This window comes from Segeticoccus rhizosphaerae (genome assembly GCF_009192725.1).
In the GTDB taxonomy this organism is placed as follows: domain Bacteria; phylum Actinomycetota; class Actinomycetes; order Actinomycetales; family Dermatophilaceae; genus Segeticoccus; species Segeticoccus rhizosphaerae.
The window spans coordinates 1-2,011 of the sequence record NZ_VOHR01000484.1 but is presented as its reverse complement, the minus strand read 5'-3'; the positions used below and the strand labels follow the sequence as shown (position 1 = coordinate 2,011).

Sequence of the window (2,011 nt, the reverse complement as noted above, 5' to 3'; positions counted from 1 at the left end):
CGGGCCCCCGGCCAGCGCTGCGCCAGGTTCAGCGTGAGCGGGCCCGCGCCGCAGCCGAGGTCGACCACGCGGCCCGGCGCGTCCGCGTCGATGCGCGAGGTCAGGTCGAAGAAGGGGCGCTCGCGGTGGCCCGCGAAGCGGGCGTACTGCTGTGGATCCCAGGTGATGGGCATGATCTACCTCTCGATCTCAAATAGCTTGATATCAAGATACTTGATGGACACTAGACTCGCCACCATGTCGACGCCCGAGGACGAGCAAGACGAGCAGGACGAGGTCGACCGCATCGTCGAAGCCTGGCAACGCGAGCGGGGAGACCTCGAGGTCACCCCGCTGCACGTGCTCTCACGGGTGTCCCGGCTGGCCCGCCACCTGGACCTGGCCCGCGGCTCGGCCTTCGCCCAGCACCGCCTGGAAGGGTGGGAGTTCGACGTGCTGTCCGCGTTGCGCCGAGCCGGCGCACCCTACGAGCTCTCCCCCGGGCAGCTGGTCAAGCAGATGCTGGTGACCAGCGGCACCATGACCAACCGGGTCGACCGGCTCGAGCGACGCGGGCTCGTGCACCGCAAACCGAGGCCCGGTGACCGGCGCGGCGTCATCGTGGGCCTGACCCAGGAGGGGAGGAAGGTGGTCGACAGCGCCATGGCCGATCTGCTCGACCGCGAGCGCGAGCTGCTCGCCGAGCTGCCTGAGCGCGAGCGCCGGCAGCTTGCCGAACTGCTCCGCAGGCTGCTGCTGCCGTTCGAGCCCTGACGGCGCGCGGGCCGGCTGCCAACCACCCGTCGGCGCTGCTTGCCACCGGCCGCGGTGCGGTCAGCCGACGATCTCGGCGGCCTCGAGCCACTCCAGCTCCAGCGACTCCCGCTCGTCCACGATCGCGCGCAGCGTCTCGTTGAGCTCGAGCACCGCCTGGTGGTCGGTCGCCTTCTGCGCCATCTCGTCGTGGATCCGCTGTTCGCGGGTGGCGAGCCTGGACAGCTGTCGCTCGATCCGCGCCAGCTCCTTGCGCGCGGCACGCAGCTGCGCCGGGCTGTGCGTCTGCGCCGCACCGGCCGCCGAGGTCCCGGTCACGTCGGCGGTCTCCGGGACACTCCCCGTCGAGGTCGTTCCCGCCGACGGGCGCCCAGCGGTCGCGTGTCCAGCCGAACCCTGTCCCGAGACGTGCTGCTGGTGGCGCAGCTCGAGGTACTGCTCGACCCCGCCGGGCAGGCCACGCAGCCGGCCGTCCCCCATCAGCGCCACCTGCTTGTCGCACATCCGCTCGAGCAGGTAGCGGTCGTGCGACACGACGAGCAGCGTGCCGGCCCAGCCGTCGAGCACGTCCTCGAGCGAGGTGAGCGTCTCGATGTCGAGGTCGTTGGTGGGCTCGTCCAGCAGCAGCACGTTGGGTTCGGCCATCAGCAGTCGGAGCAGCTGCAGCCGCCGCCGCTCCCCACCGGACAGGTCGCCGACCCGGGTCTGCTGGCGGCCACCGGAGAAGCCGAGCCGCTTCGCGAGCTGGCTCGCGCTCACCTCCTTGTTGCCGAGCCGGGTGAACGCCTTGACATCCTCGATCGCCGCGATGACCCGCCAGTCGGCGAACGCCTCCAGCTCGCGGACCTCCTGGGTCAGGAACGCCATCGACACCGTCTTGCCGACCTTGCGCTTGCCCGACGCGAGCTCGACGTCACCGTGCACCGCCCGGAGCAGGGTCGACTTGCCGGCGCCATTGACGCCGACGATGCCGATCCGGTCGCCCGGCGCCAGCCGCCAGGTCACCCGGTCCAGCAGCCGGCGGTCACCGAGCTCGACCGTGGCGTCCAGCAGGTCCACGACGTCCTTGCCGAGCCGGGTCGTGGCAAAGCGCACCAGCGAGACCTCGTCCCGCGGGTCCGGCTCGTCGGCGATCAGCGCGTTGGCGGCCTCGATCCGGAACTTCGGTTTGCTGGTGCGCGCCGGCGGCCCGCGGCGCAGCCAGGCCAGCTCCTTGCGCAGCAGGTTGCCGCGCCGCTCCTCGGTCACCGCGGCGATG

The 2,011-nt window shown here is 71.6% G+C and carries 3 protein-coding genes; 1 reads left to right on the top strand and 2 read right to left on the bottom strand.

Features of this window, described 5'->3' with window-relative positions; all coding sequences use genetic code 11:
* On the bottom strand, nt 1-173 hold a 173-nt coding region (locus tag FRW57_RS20900), incomplete at its 3' end, for a methyltransferase (protein WP_152186969.1).
* 64 nt (nt 174-237) lie between these two features.
* On the opposite strand from FRW57_RS20900, the gene FRW57_RS20895 reads away from it, so the two are divergent.
* Nucleotides 238-753, top strand: coding sequence for a MarR family winged helix-turn-helix transcriptional regulator (locus tag FRW57_RS20895; RefSeq protein ID WP_152186968.1), 516 nt, complete (start codon nt 238-240; stop codon nt 751-753).
* Between the two features lie 60 nt (nt 754-813).
* Here FRW57_RS20895 and FRW57_RS20890 read toward each other — a convergent pair.
* Nucleotides 814-2,011: ATP-binding cassette domain-containing protein (locus FRW57_RS20890; RefSeq protein WP_152186967.1), on the bottom strand; the 1,198-nt coding region annotated here is incomplete at its 5' end.